At 62.2% G+C, this 16363-nt stretch carries 19 protein-coding genes and 1 pseudogene; 1 reads left to right on the top strand and 19 read right to left on the bottom strand.

Translation table 11 applies throughout. From position 1 onward, the window contains the following. The first annotated feature begins 32 nt into the window (after positions 1–32). Complete coding sequence (locus JN12_RS13865; RefSeq protein WP_170241926.1) at positions 33–380, top strand: PilZ domain-containing protein; 348 nt, start codon at positions 33–35, stop codon at positions 378–380. A gap of 58 nt (positions 381–438) precedes the next feature. Here the strand turns inward: JN12_RS13865 and cobD are convergent, their stop codons facing one another. The 19 genes and pseudogenes from cobD to JN12_RS13770 all read right to left on the bottom strand — a co-directional run bounded on the left by cobD (position 439) and on the right by JN12_RS13770 (position 16266). Continuing rightward, complete coding sequence (cobD, locus tag JN12_RS13860; RefSeq protein ID WP_145023731.1) at positions 439–1518, bottom strand: threonine-phosphate decarboxylase CobD; 1080 nt, start codon at positions 1516–1518, stop codon at positions 439–441. 5 nt (positions 1519–1523) lie between these two features. Beyond that, positions 1524–2480, bottom strand: coding sequence for an adenosylcobinamide-phosphate synthase CbiB (gene cbiB, locus JN12_RS13855; protein WP_246125867.1), 957 nt, complete (start codon positions 2478–2480; stop codon positions 1524–1526). Between the two features lie 49 nt (positions 2481–2529). Beyond that, positions 2530–4866 carry a cobyric acid synthase gene (locus JN12_RS13850; protein ID WP_145023727.1) on the bottom strand — a complete coding sequence of 779 codons (2337 nt, stop codon included), beginning with the start codon at positions 4864–4866 and terminating at the stop codon, positions 2530–2532. 212 nt (positions 4867–5078) lie between these two features. Next, positions 5079–6128 (bottom strand): cobalt-precorrin 5A hydrolase, encoded by a 1050-nt coding sequence (locus JN12_RS13845; RefSeq protein WP_145023725.1) that lies wholly within the window; start codon positions 6126–6128, stop codon positions 5079–5081. Positions 6129–6130: 2 nt separating this feature from the next. Next, a complete protein-coding gene (gene cobM, locus JN12_RS13840) occupies positions 6131–6907 on the bottom strand; it encodes a precorrin-4 C(11)-methyltransferase (protein WP_145023723.1) in 777 nt (258 codons plus the stop codon). Between the two features lie 42 nt (positions 6908–6949). Next, positions 6950–7330: a hypothetical protein gene (locus JN12_RS13835; RefSeq protein WP_145023721.1), complete on the bottom strand. Its 381-nt coding sequence runs from the start codon at positions 7328–7330 to the stop codon at positions 6950–6952. A 3-nt stretch (positions 7331–7333) separates the two neighbouring features. Continuing rightward, positions 7334–8050 carry a precorrin-2 C(20)-methyltransferase gene (gene cobI, locus JN12_RS13830; RefSeq protein WP_170241925.1) on the bottom strand — a complete coding sequence of 239 codons (717 nt, stop codon included), beginning with the start codon at positions 8048–8050 and terminating at the stop codon, positions 7334–7336. Then, a complete protein-coding gene (gene cbiE, locus JN12_RS13825; RefSeq protein ID WP_145023717.1) occupies positions 8050–9267 on the bottom strand; it encodes a precorrin-6y C5,15-methyltransferase (decarboxylating) subunit CbiE in 1218 nt (405 codons plus the stop codon). Before cbiE ends, cobI begins: the two co-directional genes overlap by 1 nt. Positions 9268–9294: 27 nt before the next feature. Then, the gene (locus JN12_RS13820) at positions 9295–10413 is read right to left on the bottom strand and encodes a cobalt-precorrin-5B (C(1))-methyltransferase (protein ID WP_145023715.1); all 1119 of its coding nucleotides are present in this window, start codon (positions 10411–10413) and stop codon (positions 9295–9297) included. A gap of 5 nt (positions 10414–10418) precedes the next feature. Beyond that, the gene (locus JN12_RS13815) at positions 10419–10967 is read right to left on the bottom strand and encodes a pyridoxamine 5'-phosphate oxidase family protein (protein WP_145023713.1); all 549 of its coding nucleotides are present in this window, start codon (positions 10965–10967) and stop codon (positions 10419–10421) included. A 3-nt stretch (positions 10968–10970) separates the two neighbouring features. After that, complete coding sequence (locus JN12_RS13810; RefSeq protein ID WP_145023711.1) at positions 10971–11615, bottom strand: precorrin-8X methylmutase; 645 nt, start codon at positions 11613–11615, stop codon at positions 10971–10973. After that, positions 11615–11998, bottom strand: a complete 384-nt coding sequence (locus tag JN12_RS13805; RefSeq protein WP_145023709.1) for a sirohydrochlorin chelatase — start codon at positions 11996–11998, stop codon at positions 11615–11617. The genes JN12_RS13810 and JN12_RS13805 overlap by 1 nt, the downstream gene beginning before the upstream one ends. Before the next feature lie 244 nt (positions 11999–12242). Continuing rightward, on the bottom strand, positions 12243–13088 hold the full coding sequence (locus JN12_RS13800) for an energy-coupling factor ABC transporter ATP-binding protein (protein WP_145023707.1): 846 nt from the start codon (positions 13086–13088) through the stop codon (positions 12243–12245). Further along, complete coding sequence (gene cbiQ / locus JN12_RS13795) at positions 13076–13828, bottom strand: cobalt ECF transporter T component CbiQ (RefSeq protein WP_145023705.1); 753 nt, start codon at positions 13826–13828, stop codon at positions 13076–13078. The genes JN12_RS13800 and cbiQ overlap by 13 nt, the downstream gene beginning before the upstream one ends. Further along, a pseudogene (locus JN12_RS13790) lies at positions 13825–14025 on the bottom strand (cobalt ABC transporter permease); the annotation flags it as partial. The gene cbiQ and the pseudogene JN12_RS13790, both read right to left, overlap by 4 nt. A 91-nt stretch (positions 14026–14116) precedes the next feature. Beyond that, positions 14117–14857, bottom strand: coding sequence for an energy-coupling factor ABC transporter permease (locus JN12_RS13785; RefSeq protein WP_145023701.1), 741 nt, complete (start codon positions 14855–14857; stop codon positions 14117–14119). A 73-nt stretch (positions 14858–14930) separates the two neighbouring features. After that, positions 14931–15257, bottom strand: coding sequence for a helix-turn-helix domain-containing protein (locus JN12_RS13780; RefSeq protein WP_145023699.1), 327 nt, complete (start codon positions 15255–15257; stop codon positions 14931–14933). Continuing rightward, the gene (locus JN12_RS13775) at positions 15250–15576 is read right to left on the bottom strand and encodes a type II toxin-antitoxin system RelE/ParE family toxin (RefSeq protein ID WP_145023697.1); all 327 of its coding nucleotides are present in this window, start codon (positions 15574–15576) and stop codon (positions 15250–15252) included. Before JN12_RS13775 ends, JN12_RS13780 begins: the two co-directional genes overlap by 8 nt. A gap of 411 nt (positions 15577–15987) precedes the next feature. Beyond that, positions 15988–16266, bottom strand: coding sequence for a hypothetical protein (locus tag JN12_RS13770; RefSeq protein ID WP_145023695.1), 279 nt, complete (start codon positions 16264–16266; stop codon positions 15988–15990). Positions 16267–16363 lie beyond the last annotated feature (97 nt).

The following is a 16363-nucleotide window of genomic DNA, read 5'->3' as shown; positions in this document are numbered from 1 at the left end:
TCGTGCCGCAAGAAGCGGAAGGAGCCTTACCGGTGAAAAAAAGACAATTTGAAAGGGTTGATTGTCGGACTACCGCCCTGATAACCTTTCAGGGGCGGGCCTTCAGGGGCGAGGTGGAAAACCTGAGCCTTAAAGGGTTGTTCGTCAAAACAGACCAGCAGATTGACCTCAACGAAACAGTTCAGGTCACCGTCTACTTCAACGGTGATTCAGGGGACATGTCGTTCGGTATTGACGGCAAAGTGGTTCGTTGCGACGAGCAGGGAATCGGCCTCAGCTTCCAGAAAATCGACACCAAATCCCTGGTCCACACCCTCAACTCAGGAGCCGGCACCAGCGCCACGCCCGGAACAGACTGTCTCGCCTGCACAGCTGCCTAGAGAGAAAGAATCTGACGCCAAAAAGGGCTGCGAACGCGGCCCTTTTCTTTTTTCCAGCCTACACGATCTCCTTCTCTATCGCTGCCAGCAACAGGTCATTTTCTCTGACACCACGCACCGCCAGCCGCACAAACCGTTCGCCAAGCCCCTGAAACGAACTGCAGTCCCGAATCAGCATCCGTTGCCCGAGGAGCCGTTCCTGCAGAATCGGGGTGGGAAGATTGCCGGGTAGCTTCACCAGCAGGTAATTGGCAGCGGCCGGAAATACCCGGACCCCAGGAAGGGCGGCAAGGCGCTCGGCCATGCTAGTCCGTGCCGAGCCTGTCATGGAAAGGGTACGACGATGGTAATCATGGTCTGCCAGGGCGGCCAGACCGGCTGCCTGTGCCAGATGGTTAACGCTCCAGGGAGGCCGGATTGCTGCCAGGCGCGCTGTGACCGCAGCTGATGCCATGGCGTAGCCAAGACGCAGCCCGGGCAGTGCCCAGAACTTGGTCATGGAGCGGAGGACCACCCCGGCATCGCCGGCTGCCACCAGATGCTTGGCCGATTCATCCTCGCAGAAATCCATGAACGCCTCGTCCACCACCAGAAAGGTTCCCTCTTCCCGACAGAGATCGGCCACTGCCGCCACTTCGTCCCGTTGATAGAGCCGGCCGGTAGGGTTGCCCGGATTACAGAGAAAAAGAATATCGCAACCAGATCTCAGCCTCTCGGCAAGCGCGGCCAGGGGGAGAACGAAGCCGTCATCATCCGACAGAACAAGTTGCTCCACCTCCCAACCCGCTTGCTGCAGGGCATATCCGTACTCGGAAAAGGTCGGCACAATCAGGAGGGCACGCTTGCGCCCCCCCTCCAGAAGCCGCGGCAGCAGATAAATAAGTTCGGTGGAGCCGTTGCCGACGCAGAACTGCTCCGTCGCCAGCCCGTGATGGAGTGCCAGGGCCTGACGCAACGCCGTGGCCTCGCTGTCCGGGTAATGCACCGCCTGCACCAGGGCATTCTGAACCGCATCCCGGACCTTTACCGAGATCCCGAGCGGATTGATGCTGGCGGAAAAATCCAGAATTTCCTCCGGGCTCACTCCCAATTGCCGGGCAACGGCAAAGACCCTTCCCCCGTGATCGAACAGTTTCATCCCGCTCATCTCCAATACTGCCAGACAGTAATAGCAGCAAGCCACCCCGCCAGGAGCACCCCCTCGGCGCTGTACATCAACCGTACCGCACCGCGCCAGGCGACCCTGTCGAGCGGCCTGACAGGGTCGCCGATGGTCGGCTTGACCACCGGCCGGCCAAAATAGCTGTTTGTCCCGCCGAGTTGGACCCCCAGCGCTCCGGCAGTTGCCGCCTCCGGGACACCGCTGTTCGGCGAGGCGTGGTTGCGGCCGTCCCGCGCCATGATCCGCCAGCTGTTCCTGGAGGAATACCCGCACAGCGGTGCGACGAGGACCATCAGCAGTCCGGTCAGCCTGGCCGGCAGGTAATTGGCCAGATCGTCGCACCGGGCCGAGGCCCAGCCGAAGCGCAGGTACCGGTCGTTCTTGTACCCGACCATGGAGTCGAGGGTGTTGATCGCCTTGTAGGCCAGTGCCAAAGGCGGTCCGCCGAGCAGCAGAAAAAACAGCGGCGCAATGACGCCGTCTGAACTGTTTTCCGCCACAGTTTCCACCGTTGCCCGCCAGATCTCCGGTTCATCGAGATCTGCGGTATCCCGGCCAACGATATACGAGAGATAGCGTCGCGCCTCCGGAAGGTCCCCCCGCTCCACAGCAGCGGCCACCAGCCCCGACTCGCGGTGGAGGGACCGGGCCGCCAGGGCAGTCCAGGCCATGAGGGCAGACACGGCAATACCGGCAGACGGATGCACGGCTGAGGCCACTGTCACGACTGCCAGGGCGATGCCGTAGGTAAGTGAAACGGTCAGCAGCAGCAGGACTATGCCGCCAAGGCGCTCGCTGGCTATGAGCCGTCTTAGCAGCCCCTCCAGAAAAGCGATCATCCTCCCGATCAGGATGACCGGATGGGGTAGCCAGCGGGGATCGCCCAGGATAAGGTCGAGTACCACCGCAACGATGGGGATTGACAGCTGGGGGTTCATCCGCATGCCTCGGCCAGCTGCGGGGTGTGCCCATCCATGGAGGGGCTGCTCATGCAGGCGTCAAACCGCAGATGGCCCAGACCTTGGCCAGATCCAGATGCCGTTCCAGGTGATCGGCCAGGAGGTCAAGGGGATCGGCGGCCCGGATCGGCACCGATCGCTCGGTCAAACCTTTGGCCGTACGGAGCCGGTTCAGGAAGGCGGTGCGAAACCGATCGTTGTCGAAAATGCCGTGCAGATAGGTCCCGAACACCCGCCCGTCTCTGGAGACCGCGCCGTCGAGGATCTCGGTCTCCTCTCCGGAACGCCGGGTGATCCTGGCAAAGGAGTCGGCCTTGGGACCGAGGATGGTCTCCCCCATATGGATCTCGTAGCCGGTCAGCTCCCGGCTGCAGCGGGTGGCGACCAGAAAACCGGCCGGCAGGAGTTCGGCCGTCACCTGGTGGGTCTCCTTGTGGGGCAGCATCACCGTCACCACGTCCAAGAGCCCCAGCCCCTCGGCTTCACGCTGGTCGCCGGATTCCACGCCATGGGGGTCGCTCACCCGCATTCCCAGCATCTGATACCCGCCGCAGACGCCGACCACCGGGCCGCTAAAGGTCTTAATGGCCGCGGCCAGCCCCGAATCCTGCAGGAAGGCCAGATCGGCAATGGTCGCCTTGCTTCCGGGCACGATCAGTAAATCAAGCCCTTCCAGCAGTTGCGGTTCATCCAGGTAGGAGAGCTCAACATCCTCTTCCCCCTCAAGTGCATCGAAGTCGGTATAGTTGCTGATACGCGGCAGCCTGACCACCCCGATGCGAACCGTCCCTTCCCCCGAGCCCTGAGTTCTCCGTCTCTCCAGCGCCACACTGTCCTCTTCCGGAATTCTGAACCCGGTAAACCAGGGAATCACCCCCAGGACCGGCACGCCGGTACGCTGCTCGACGAAGCTGATTCCCGGCCCCAACAGGGAGGAGTCGCCGCGGAATTTGTTGATAATGACACCGGCTATCCTCGCCCGTTCGTCCGGTTCCAGGAGCTCAAGGGTACCGACGATCTGGGCGAAGACCCCGCCACGGTCGATGTCGGCCACCAGCAGCACCGGGCAGTCGGCCATCACCGCCACCCGCAGGTTGGCGATGTCGTGGGCCTTCAGGTTGATCTCGGCAATGCTCCCGGCCCCCTCGATCACCACGAAATCGAACGCCTCCCGCAGCCGGGCGTAACTCTCCCGCACCTTCTCGAACGCCTGCGGCTTGAAGGCGTTGTACTCCTGTACCGACATGGTGCCAACCACCTCGCCCTGGACGATCACCTGGCTCCCCAGATCGGTGGTCGGCTTGAGCAGTACCGGGTTCATGTCGGTGTGTGAAGGGATACGGCAGGCAGCAGCCTGGACCGCCTGGGCCCGGCCGATCTCTCCTCCTTCGGGGGTCACGGCCGCGTTCAGGGCCATGTTCTGGGACTTGAACGGCGCGACCCTGAGCCCGCGGCGCCTGAACAGGCGGCAGAGCCCGGCCGTCAGGACCGACTTCCCCACATCCGAGGCGGTACCGGCGACAAAAAGTGCCGTGCACCTTTTGTCGGTGAGGGGTGAGGGGTGAGGGGTGAGGAGCGATTCTTCCGCCTTTCGCGCCTCACTCCTCACTCCTTTCTCCTCACTCTTCGCCGCATACCCCCGCGGCGTCACTATCCGGCCGGCTCTGTCTACGAACGTCGCAGCGTTACCGATGATGACCGTGCTGAACATGTCGATCGGATGCTCAAGCATCGCTCCCAAAGTGGTGACGATCCGCTCTTCTCCCTCCCGGCAGGCATTACGGACGATCCCCACCGGCGTTTCCCGGCGGCGGCCGTTCAGAAAGATTGCCCGCGCCTCTTCCAGCTGCTTTACCCGTCCTTTGCTCCGCGGGTTGTAGAGGGCAACGACGAAATCGGCTGCTGCTGCTGCCTTGAGCCGCTTCTGGATGGTCGTCCAGGGGGTCAGGAGGTCGGAGAGAGAGATGGCGGCAAAATCGTGCATGAGCGGGGCGCCCAGGACCGATGCAGCCGCCTGCAGAGCGGAGATACCGGGTACCACCACGACTTCCGGCGGATTCTCAGCCGCTTCCTTTTCCAGGAGTTCCAGCACCAACCCGGCCATGCCGTAGATCCCGGCATCGCCGCCGGAAACAAGGGCCACGGTCCTGCCGGCAACGGCAAGCTCCAGGGCGGCGCGGCAGCGCTCCACCTCGCGCATCATGCCGGAGGAAACCACTTCCTTGCCGAACAAGAGCGGCCGGATCAGATCGAGGTAGACTTTGTAGCCGACCACGGCCTCACTGGCCCGGATGGCAGCCTGGGCCTCGAAGGTCATATGTCTCAGGTCGCCCGGACCGGTCCCGACGACGAACAGCTTTCCCATTACTAACCTCTCTGTGGAGTCGTGACGGATGCCGTGCCGACAAAAACGACTGTGCCCGAGTACCAGCCACTGTAGGCGACATGGAGCGTCCAGCGGCCTGTCTGTTTGAGCCCGTCAGGGCGAGTTACAGGCCGCTAGCGCAATGAGCCGTACAGCGGCGGTGCGAGCGGCACGCGGAGCGAAACGGTGCGGTAGCCGTCACGACTCCACCTTCACCCCATCTCAGCAATTGCCAGTGTCACGTTGCCGTCCTTCACCTTCTTCAGGAGCAGCTCCCCGCCGTGTGAAGCCAGGAGTGCCGCCGGCTCGGCCACCCCTGTAGCGCCGATGGCCTTCAGGGCATGTTCCGACACCGGGCTCGGCGCTGCCACGCTGTTCAGCTCCTCGCTCGAAAACCATTGCAACGGCACTTCCAGCGAGGCAGCGCAGTCAACGAGCCCGGGCTCTTCCCGTTTGGCCTCTGCCGTGGCAAGGCAGGCGATGCTGCGGGGCGACAGAAAAAGCCGCTTCAGGTTGGCCGTGATCACCCCTTCGATCTCATCCCGGGTCGTGCCTCTGTTGCAGCCAACCCCCAGCACCAGGTTCCGCGGTCGGAGTACCAGGAGGTTCTCGGCCTGAAACTGGGGGGGAACGATACTGTTGGCGACAAAGACGACCCCCTTGGCGCCGCTGCGCACCGCGGCAACAAAGGTGTCGAAAAAGACCAGCCTGCCCCGGCCATGAAAATACGAGCGGACCAGCCCAGTGGCATCCACCACGGCGATCTCCCCGTTGTCCAGGAGCAGGCTGTTCAGGACCTTTACCCGGCCCAGGTCGTCGATGACCCACCCATGGTCCTTGGCCAGCATATCGAAGGAGGGGAGGCCGTTGGCGTCGGTGGCAGTGGTGATGACGGCCCTGGCCCCGGTAACGAAGGCGCACCGCTCAGCCAGTTCATTGCCGCCGCCCAGGTGGCCGGAGAGGAGCGATATTGCGAACTTGCCCGCCTCGTCCATCACCACCACTGCCGGGTCCACTTCCTTCCCGGCCAGCAGGGGGGCGGTCAGGCGGACCACAATGCCGGTGGCCATGATCGCAACGATGCCGTCATGATCCTGCCACAGCCGGGGGAGAAGTTCCTTCAGGTCGTCGAAGCCCCGGGCCGCAGCGCCGGCCTGGCCGCGGTATTTCCGCAGCACGTACAGATCGGCGCCGAGCCCCTCGTGCAGCCTGGCGCCGAGGCGGGCACCATTGCGGGTTATGGCGATGATGGCAACAGGCACGGTCAGGCAACTATGCCACTGCGGAATTCATGGGAAAACTCCCGGTCGTACAGCTTGGACACCGCCTTCAGTCCCTCGCGCCGCGCCTTCAGCACATCGCCGACGAGGATCAGGGCCTGCTTGCCGATGCCCGCCTCCCGCACCCTGGCGGCAATGTCCGCCAGGGTCCCCTCGACGGTCTGTTCGTCGGGCCACGAGGCCCTGGCCACCACGGCCACCGGGGTCGCCGGGGTGTAGGCCCCCTGCAGGAGTTCCGCCACCACCCGCTCGATCATGGAAACCGACAGGTAGATGACCATGGTGGCACCGATACGGGCGATCTCGGCCAGCCGCTCCCGCTCCGGCACCGGGGTCCGGCCGGCCAGGCGGGTGATGATGACGGTCTGGGAGACCTCGGGCAAGGTCAGTTCCTGCCTGAGGGCGGCGGCGGCGGCAAAGGCGCTCGTCACCCCCGGCACCACGCTGTAGCCGATGCCGAGCCGGTCCAGTTCGGCCATCTGTTCCTGGATGGCACCGTAGATGGCAGGGTCGCCGGTGTGGAGCCGCACTGCCCGCTGCCCGGCAACTGCCGCCTCGGCCAGGACCTGCGTCGTCTCGGCCAGAGTCATGCCGGCCGAGTCATACACGACCGCGTTCGGCGCATGGATACGCACCAGTTCCCGGTCCACCAGGCTTCCGGCAAAGACCACCACATCGGCCTCACCCAGCAGGCGGGCTCCCTTAACGGTGATCAGCTCGGCATCGCCCGGGCCGGCACCGACAAATGCAATGGACGACAAAGAATACCTCCCGACTGCCGCGACAACCGCAGCAGATCATCCTTACTTCGACTGCGGTGTCGTCAGGTACTGCTCGAACGGTTCCCAGTAGCGCTGCTGCACCAACCGGCCGCTCTTCCTGTCCACGAACTGCACCTGCCTGCCGATCCAGACGTTGCCGGTCACGGAGTCGAGCTTGAACAGGTGCCGTTCCGAAGTCTGCTCACCACTGACGGCACTGGTGGCATACTGACCATCGAACAGACGATAACGGCCCAATTCGATGACCGGTGCCGGTGCAGGGGGGGGAACCGCCACTTGAGGCGCTTCCGCTGATTGAGTCGAGCTATCGGGTGCCGCCTCATCAGCGGCAACGGCCGACACGCACGGGAGAAGGAAAAGGGCGAGCAGGGCCAGAATGAACGACAACCGGACGGTCCGCATGGTTCACCTCGCTATTGAATGTTTCGTGACGATCAGGAGGGAGAGATAGTCCAACGGCTTCCCCACCAGGGTATCCAGGGCAGAGACCACCTCCTCGTCCGTCCCTCCGACCCGCCGGACAAAGACCGCATGGTTCTCCAGCCCCAATTCCTTCAGCAGGGTATAGACCCGGTCGAACACCCGATGCACCTTCATCAGGATCACGGTATCGAAGGCGGCAAAGGTGCGGCGCAGTTCGTCGTCCTCGTAGGTCGCCGGCAGGATGGCGATCCGGTCGGCAGTCATCCCGAGCGGCACGCCGGCCGCGGCAGCAGCGGCATTGATGCTGGAGATCCCCGGCACCACCTCGACCGGAATCTCCGGATAGCACTCCTTGAAAATCCGATAGAGATAGAGGAAGGTGGAGTAGAGGAACGGATCGCCAATGGTGATGAATGCCACGTCCTGGCCGGCCCTGACCCGCTCCGCCACTTGGGCCGCCGCCTCTTCCCAGAAAGCGGCCAGTCCCGCCTGGTCCTTTTTCATGGGAAAAACTTGGACCAGCAGTTCCTGCCGGGACCGGTCGATAAACGGCTCGACAATGGAAAGGGCATAGCTGGCCGCATCGGCCGCCCCGGTCGGGGCGCAGATGACCGGCACCTCCCGGATGATCCGCTCGGCCTTGCGGGTGAGGAGTTCGGGATCGCCGGGGCCGACGCCGACCGCGTAGATTTTTGCCACTATTCGTCACCTTTCCAGGCGGTAATGATGTAGACAGGATTCTGGGACTCGAACAGCTTGTACTCCGACAGCCCGCGGGTCTTGGCGATATTGACGCAGGTGACCTCCACGGTGTAGCCGTGGTCCTCCAGAAACTCCACCGCCTTGGTCAGGGTGTCCAGGGTGACGGCGTTCAGGACGATCATTCCATCCTGTTTCAGACGCCGGTCCACCGCCTCGATGATCTCCTCCAGCATGCCGCCGGAACCGCCGATGAACACCCGGTCCGGATCGGGGAGATCTTCGAGCCCTTCCGGGGCAAAGGACTCCACCAACTTGACGTTACGGGCCACGAACTTTTTCAGGTTGTCCCGCAGGAACACGACATACTGCGGGTTCCGCTCCAAGGCGTAGATCTTGCCGTTGGGCATCAGGTTCGATGCCTCGATGGATACCGAGCCGCTGCCGGCGCCGATATCCCACAAGATCAGATCGTCCTGCAGCTGGAGCTTGGCCAGGGTAACGGCCCGGACCTCCTGCTTGGTGATCAGTTTCTTGATCGCCGCGAACTCCTCGTCTTCGACGCCAATCAGCGGATACTGGGTAAGGGAAGGCTCCCAGGCCTTGATCAGAATCAGGATGTTCAGGGGGGAGGCGGGAATATCCAGAAGCCCCTTCACGTCGGTCCTGGTGAACCGCTCCTCCGGCGTGCCGAGATCTTCACAGAGCCAGGCCTCGTACCCTTCCGCGCCACGTTCGATCAGCTCCCGGGCAATGGCTGCCGGGGTGTTCACCTTGTCGGTCAGCACCGCCACCTTCTCGGCGGCCACAATCCGGTCGATGGCCCGGTGCAGTTCCCGGCCGTGGCACGAGACGAAGATGGCATCGTCCCATGGTTCCTTGATCCGGGCAAAGGCATACTGGACGCTGGTGAGGTTGGGAAAGATCTCGATCCGTTCCTTGGGGATGTTTCGCAGAAGGAAGCGGGCCACGCCAAAGAAATTGGGATCTCCCGAGCCGAGCACCACGGTCCGCCGGTCGGTCTCCCTGAGGAAATCGAGCATCTCCGCCAGCTCTCCCAGGACCCGCTTTTCCCCGGCAAAGTCGGGGAAAATATCCAGATGCCGCTGGTGGCCGATCAGGACTTCAGCCTTGCCGATCACCTCCAGGGCCTTGTTGCCGAACCCTTCCCATCCCGTGATACCGGCACCGACCAGATAGACTTTTTGTTGGGGCATGCCATCCTCCGAAAACCGAGTTCCAAATCAGGCGCAATATAGCACTTCCCCGCCATACCCCGCCAGCAAAACCGTGACCGGCAGCGTCGGCGTCACCTGCCGGGCAAACGCCGCCGCGTGGCTGCAGACCAGCGCCACGAGCGCCGGCTGGTCACCCGACATCTCCAGCACCTGACGGGCGGTGTTCGCCTCGCGAACGTGAGAAGTGAGGAGTGAGGAGTGAGGAGTCTCGGCAAGCCATGACGCCAGCGCCCTCAGATCGAGCTCCGACGAGGTCACATGGGTCTGTTCATGGCAGCAGGCGATCTTCAGGAGCTTGGCGAACTGGCCGGCAAGGACGGCCCGCCCCACCCCCTTCCTGGCACAGGCCCGCAGGGCGTACCCCACATGGTCCCCCATCATCACGAACGCCTCCTCCTTGAGAGGGTTACCATTCCCCGGTCCTTTAGGCCCTCTTGGGTCCCAGTCCCCAGTCCCGAAATACCGCTGCGCCACCATCTCCGACGTGCGCCCAGTGGACAGGACCACGGTCCTGCTGCCACAGGCCAGGGCCACGTCTATGGAGGCGTCGATGGTGTCGGTCCAGGCCTTGGCCGAGATCGGGCGCACGATGCCGGTGGTGCCCAGGATGGAAAGCCCACCGATAATGCCGAGCCGGGCGTTCAGGGTCTTCTTCGCCAGTTCCCCCCCGTTGGGGATGCTGACAACAACGTGAGGGGTGAGGGGTGATGAGTCAGGAGGGAAAACCTCCCGGACCGCCGCTTCGATCATCCGGCGTGGTATCGGGTTGATGGCCCAGTCGCCCACGGCCACGGCCAGACCGGGCTTGGTGACCCGGCCGACCCCTTCGCCCCCCGCGACAACAATACTGCCGTTCTCCCCGGGAACCAAGGAGAGCTCGGCCCTGATCTCGGCACCGTTGGTCACGTCCGGGTCATCACCGGCATCCTTGATGACCGAACAGATGGCCGTCCCCCCCTGCAACTCGCAGGAATTGAGGTGAAAGGCGGCGGTCATACCGGCCGGGAGGAGGAGTTCAACCGCAGCCACCGGCTGCCGGTCGCGCAGCATAAGCGCCGCCCCCTTGGCGGCCGCGGCAGCGCAGGCCCCGGTCGTGTAGCCATGGCGAAGGTTTTTGCCGGACATGGGGCTCAACGACGAGTGAGAACCAGCGGCAGATGTGCCCCGGACCGGAGAGCAGCCAACGCCTGCTCCTCCAGCTCCCCTTTCCCCAGATCCTCCTTGCCGACAACTTCCTCGATGTCGATCCGGACGATGCCGGTAATGGCCAGTTTCTCCTCCGGATAGGCGCCAAAGGTCTCCGCCGGCTGGTACTTGGCCATCAGGGCGTCCAGGGCGCGGACCTTCTCCGCCGACTCCTCGATCAGCCGTGCCTGCCCCCGGATGATGATACTCCGGTAGAGGTATTCGGCCCGACAGGGATGCTCGTGCGTCCCCTGCACATAGGCGATGGGGAGGTCCAGTTCGAAACAGACCCGGCTCTCGTAGCGAATGTGGTCCAGCTTCTCGCCTTCCGGGGCACAGTGGAAATAGAGCCGTCCGTCAAGGTAGGCGAAGTTGAGCGGCTTGATCATCGGCCAGCCATCGGGACCGATGGTGCCGAGCCGCCCCACCGGAACGGTGTTGAGCAGGTCGACGATGACGGCCATGTCGGTGATCCGCTTGTTCGATTTGCGCATACGTCAGAACCTCTCTTCCTCTGCCATGATCAAGAGCGCATTGATCACCGCCGCCGCCACGTTGGAGCCTCCCTTGCGGCCCTGGTTGGTGATGAACGGAATACCATAACCAGCAGCCTCCCTGACCAGCTCTTCCTTGCTCTCGGCAGCGCCGACGAACCCCACCGGCAGCCCTACCACCAGGCCGGGGCGCAAGCCCTCCTCCCGCACCAGCCGCAGGAGCTCGAACAGGGCGGTCGGGGCATTGCCGATGACGAAGATACCGTTGGCAGGGTCGGCAGCGGCCGTGCGCATGGCAATGGTCGAACGGGTGACGCCGAGCTTGGCGGCAACCTTGGCCACCACCGGATCGGCCACCAGGCAGGAGGCGGCGATGGCGAAGCTGTCCAGGCGCGGCTTGGCTATGCCGGCCAGGGCCATGGTGGTGTCGGTCACGATGCCGCGCCCTTTACGGAGCGCCGCGACCCCACGGGCCACGGCATCGGGAGAGAAGAACATGGACCGGCTGTAGTCGAAATCGGCGCTGGTGTGGATGACGCGCCGCACCACCGGCCACTCGGCCGGCGACCATGGGTGGGGACCCACCTCGGCGTCGATGAGCCGGAACGACTCGGCCTCGATCTCCTCGGGCCGCAGGTGTACCGACATCAGTGCCACCCCGTGGCGGTCAGCCCTTCATTGATCCGCTCCACCACCACCTCGGCCAGCTTCCGGTGCACCCCGAGATGCGTTCCCATGGCGAACTCCACGTTGGGATACCGTTTCTTCGCCTCGGCCATCTCTTCGGGCAGGTCCTCCTGCACATGGGCGCCAACGAAAAGGAAATAGGGGATGAGAAGTATCCGCTTCGCCCCTTGCGCCACGCAGGCGTCGATTCCGGTCTGGATGTTGGGGAGGTGCTGCTCGCGGAAGGAAACCTCCACGATCTCGTACCCGGTCATCTCCCTGACCATGGCGGCGATCTCCCTCGCCGCGTCGTTGGCCTCGGGAATGCGGCTGCCGTGGGCCATGAGAAGGATTGCTGTCTTCATGGTTGCTCCTCCAATCATGCGTTTGCCGGGCCAGAAAATTGCTGAACCGTCTTAAAGCCCCGTTAGGGGCGCTCGCCTGTAGCCGGGGGATTCATCCCCCGGATCTGTTGCCGATAAATCTCTGCGTCACGTACGTGATGCATGGCATTCTGCCACTATAACCGGGGAATAAATTCCCCGGCTACAGGCATTCTATCCCTATACGGGATGAAGGTCGGAACCTAACCGGATACAGAAGCCATGTCTAACGGTTCTCCACCATCTCCATCATCTCCCGCCGCGCCTCGCCGATGGTGAGCGGCAACCGCTTGAAGGGGAGCATCTCCTCGTGTTTCAACTGGTAGATCAGCTCGGCAATATGGGGGAGTCTGAGCTTCACCTCGGCCATCTCCGACGGCGCGGTGAAGACCTCTTCCGGGCTCCCGCCGCGCACCAGCCGCCCCTTGCTCAGGATATGGAGCTGATCGAGAAAGAGCGGCACCAGGTCGACACTGTGGGTGGCCATGACAATAGTCACTCCGTCCTCCCGGTTCAGCCGGGTGAGGAGCTGCATCATCCGGTACTCACCCATCGGGTCCAGCCCGGCAGTCGGCTCGTCCAGCAGCAGGATACCGTGCCCCATGGCCAGAAGACCGGCGATGCAGACCCGCTTCTTCTGGCCGTAGCTGAGGGCATGGATGTTCTTGGCGCCGTACTCGGCCATCTCCACCTGGGTAAGGGCCGTCTCCACCCGCCGGTTCACCTCGGCCTCGGCAAAGCCCATGTTGCGCGGCCCAAAGGCGACGTCCTCACACACCGAATGGGCGAAGAGCTGGTCGTCGGGATTCTGGAACACCAGTCCCATCTTCCGGTAGATGTCCCGGGGGTGGAGCCGGCGGATCTCCTCGCCATCGAGGGTGACGCTGCCGCTGTACTCCTTGATCAGGCCATCCATGATCTTCAGGAGCGTCGTCTTGCCCGAACCGTTGGCCCCGAGGATACCGCAGAACTTCCCCCTGGCAATGGCCAGCCGGATATCCGCCAGGGCAACGGTACCGTCGCTGTATCGGAACGACTGGAGGTCGACCGTCAGCCTGGCTAGATCTGCCATAACACCCCCATGGCAACAACAAACAGGAGCACTAGCGCAACCTCCCGCATCAGGAACGGCTTGTGGCCGACAAGCGGCATGGTGCCGTCATAGCCGCGCTGGACCATGGCCGTGGTGATGGTCTGGCTGCTGTCGAACGCCTTGATCACCATGGCTCCGGTGAGGGTGCCGAAGGAGGAGAGCCCCCGCCGGTACCCGGCATAGCCGAGCCGGTTCTTCTGGGAGTGGTAGACCACCATGGCGTCGTCGAACAGGACAAAGAGGTAGCGCCAGGCAAAGAGCGCCACCTCGATCAGCCCCTGCGGCACCCGCAGCCAGGCCAGGGCCGCCATCAGATCGGTGAACGAGGTGGAAAAGCCGACCAGGGCCACCACCGACACCGCGCCGACGATCCGGCCGACAATCAGGAGCCCCTCCCGCAGGCCGTCGCTGTAGCCGGTGATGGTCACCCCCAGCAGGGACCAGGAGAAAAGCGGCGACTGGCCACCGGCAAAGAGCTTCAGGAGCAGCACCATCCCGGCGATGAAGAGCGGCTGGCTGAAGCGGATCGCCAACTGTCGCGGCCGCACCCCCAGATTGAGACAGAGTCCAATGCAGAGCCCTGCCAGGAGCAGGGGGAAGGCGGTCCCCCGGTAACTCAGCACCATCGCCAGCAGGGTAAAGGCGCAGAGGAGCTTGACCCTTGCATCGATGCGGGTGAGCGGATGATCATAGCTGTGCTGGCGAAGAATCGTTTTCACTGTCCCTTGTCCCGCGTCTTCTCACTCACCAGCATCCGCCAGTAGTAGCCGCCGGCAAACCCGGCCACTACGCCGGCAACGAGAAAAACGAAGAGGAGCAGATCCCCCTCGCCCGGATCGATGAGCGGCTTGCGGGCCTCCCGGCCGTGCTCCCTGGCGATCTTTTCCACCACCGCCTCGTCCACCCCGGTCCAGGGGCGCGGCGCCAGACTGAAGAAGTAGAAGACGAAGAGAAGCGTCGGCAGGATGATGGCATGAAGCAGGAGGACCTTCAGTTTCCGTTTCCGTTCAGGCATGGGCCGAGACCTCGCTCTCTTTGAGCACCCGCATCCTGACCAGCAGATCGGGGCGCTTCTTGTGCAGCAGCAGTACCATGCCGGCGGTCATGGCCCCTTCAAGTATACCCAAAGGAAGCTGGGTCGGGATGAAGGCGATGACGATCTTGGTCACCAGAGGCCAGAAGGGGGACGTGCCCCGGATGCCGGATGCAAGCTCAACCGAGGTGGTCAGGTAGGTGGCCCAGTCGGTAAAGAGGCCGGCCAGAAAGGCGGCCACCCCCAGGTTCGCGCCCAGGCCGCGCAGCCCGCGAAAGGCGAACCAGCCGGCAAAGGAACCGACCACCCCCATGGAGACGATGTCCGCCCCCAGGGTGGAGAGGCCGCCGTGGGCCAGGAACAGGGCCTGGATCAGGAGCGCCACCGTACTGATCAGGACGCTCACCAGCGGCCCGACCAGGATCGCGGCGATGCCGGTACCACAGGGGTGGGAGCAGGTGCCCGCCGTAGGGACCGGGATCGGCATGCAGGAGACGATGAAGACCACCGCCGCCATCAGCCCCACCAGTGGCTTGACGGAGAGGTCGTCTTTCGCCAGGACGTTCAGCTGCCGCGCGCCGAGCGCAACAAACGGCGCCGCCACCGCGAACCAGAGGGCTGCCCAGGGAAGAGGGAGTATCCCTTCGCTGATGTGCATGGCGTGGGCCGGGGTGGCCATTGCCAGGAGCAGAAATGTCAGGGTGACGCGATACATTGAGACCTCAAAACCTTTATGGGACACGGATGAATCGGCGTGGGAGTTGACCGGGCGGGTTTTGAGGCCCGGTCTAACTTCCTTGTTGGGCATGCTCAGGAACAAATTTAATTTCAAGGTGGCAACCGACGGCATGAGCATACTTTTTGAGGGTGGTTAGGGAAGGGGCATGCTTACCGGCTGCTTCCAGCCTTGATATTGCGCTCTTTGTTGTTCCCATGATTTCAGCGACGGCTTCCTGCGAAAGACCTACTCGCGCACGAGCTGCAAGCATTTCTTTTGCCAGTGCATATTCCTCTTCCAAGTCTTGGTATGCCTTTTTGAATTCTTCGCGTTTCTTGGCTTTTTCAAGAAATGCTGAATGGTCATGGGTTACTGGTTGATATTTCAAGTTAGCCATTTTGGACCTCCTTTAATCGTTTTCGGGCTATTTTTAGTTCTTGTTCTGGGGTAGCTTGCGTTTTTTTTACAAACGCATGCAGTACGATAATCCTTTGGCCGACAACGAAGCAATAAAACGCACGACCAATTCCCTCCCGGCCGCGAGGCCGTACCTCAAAAACACCACCACTCATTGCCCGTGAATGCGGCATGCGCAGGTTCGGCCCGAATTCCATAAGTAGTTCAAGAATACGTGCATAGTCGGCAAGAATGCCATCAGGCCAAGATTCAATCTCAGCCAGCACACGAGCATGGAAATATTCGATGGTGTAATTCATGTGGCAAGGTTAGCAAATATGAGAACCATTGTCAATTTCGAGGAGTTTAATCGATCTTATCGCTCAACGTCACAAGGCGCACCGGCGGAGCGGAGCGAAGTCCATGTGCCGCCGCGAGTTGGGCTTCCTCTTCACTCTTCGTCCATGTCTGCACAAGTTTTCTTATCTCTTGCCAGACTGTATTTCGCTAGCCTTTCGAATCCGACGTAAAAAGCATTTGAGCCAGAAGTGTTCTTATCTGCTTTTCTTGCGTCAACAATAAATTTTTGCACATCTTGATTACACCAAGCCTTTTCCGTGACTCCGTGACGGCAAATTCAGCAATTTGAATTTGCCGTCACGGAGTCAGGATTACTTCAATTTGTGCTCAATCGTCATTGAGCAGTTTCCCTATACAAAGTAATTTGTTTCTTATAAAGGAGGCTTGTTTCTTATATAGGGAGTTCCACTTCTTCTGGCTGCCAACGCTTCCCTCAGCTCTTCGGTTGGGTAGGTTCGGCCGCCGTAGGCATCCGCCAGTCCCCGGTCGACGGAGTCCACAAAGGATTTGCAATATGACAGTTCTTCGTAGTCGTCCGGTTGATGCGTGGACTGACCATCCAGAGCCGCAACACCTCGCGGCTCTTCCGGGTTCTTTCCTTCCGCGGTTTCCTTTTTTACAACTTTTTCCGTGTCGGGTTTTCGGTTCACACCGCTAGTACCACTTAACATTTAATATTTCGTTTAATTGCGGTATATGGCATACTGGCGTAACTCATTCAAGGAGGCCACCATGTCGCCAAGATAC

This window comes from Geobacter argillaceus, from assembly GCF_007830735.1.
Taxonomy (GTDB): Bacteria; Desulfobacterota; Desulfuromonadia; order Geobacterales; family DSM-12255; genus Geomobilibacter; species Geomobilibacter argillaceus.
Note: the sequence above shows the minus strand (reverse complement) of the source record. Positions and strands in the feature narration are given on the sequence as shown.

Coding starts and splice junctions, on each gene's coding strand:
- JN12_RS13800 (WP_145023707.1), bottom strand. CDS start 13,088: ATGGCAGATCTAGCCAGGCTGACGGTCGACCTCCAGTCGTTCCGATAC.
- JN12_RS13785 (WP_145023701.1), bottom strand. CDS start 14,857: ATGTATCGCGTCACCCTGACATTTCTGCTCCTGGCAATGGCCACCCCG.
- JN12_RS13805 (WP_145023709.1), bottom strand. CDS start 11,998: ATGAAGACAGCAATCCTTCTCATGGCCCACGGCAGCCGCATTCCCGAG.
- JN12_RS13815 (WP_145023713.1), bottom strand. CDS start 10,967: ATGCGCAAATCGAACAAGCGGATCACCGACATGGCCGTCATCGTCGAC.
- JN12_RS13775 (WP_145023697.1), bottom strand. CDS start 15,576: ATGAATTACACCATCGAATATTTCCATGCTCGTGTGCTGGCTGAGATT.
- JN12_RS13780 (WP_145023699.1), bottom strand. CDS start 15,257: ATGGCTAACTTGAAATATCAACCAGTAACCCATGACCATTCAGCATTT.
- cobD (WP_145023731.1), bottom strand. CDS start 1,518: ATGAAACTGTTCGATCACGGGGGAAGGGTCTTTGCCGTTGCCCGGCAA.
- cbiE (WP_145023717.1), bottom strand. CDS start 9,267: ATGCCCCAACAAAAAGTCTATCTGGTCGGTGCCGGTATCACGGGATGG.
- JN12_RS13810 (WP_145023711.1), bottom strand. CDS start 11,615: ATGTCGGTACACCTGCGGCCCGAGGAGATCGAGGCCGAGTCGTTCCGG.
- JN12_RS13850 (WP_145023727.1), bottom strand. CDS start 4,866: ATGGGAAAGCTGTTCGTCGTCGGGACCGGTCCGGGCGACCTGAGACAT.
- JN12_RS13835 (WP_145023721.1), bottom strand. CDS start 7,330: ATGCGGACCGTCCGGTTGTCGTTCATTCTGGCCCTGCTCGCCCTTTTC.
- cbiB (WP_246125867.1), bottom strand. CDS start 2,480: ATGAACCCCCAGCTGTCAATCCCCATCGTTGCGGTGGTACTCGACCTT.
- JN12_RS13820 (WP_145023715.1), bottom strand. CDS start 10,413: ATGTCCGGCAAAAACCTTCGCCATGGCTACACGACCGGGGCCTGCGCT.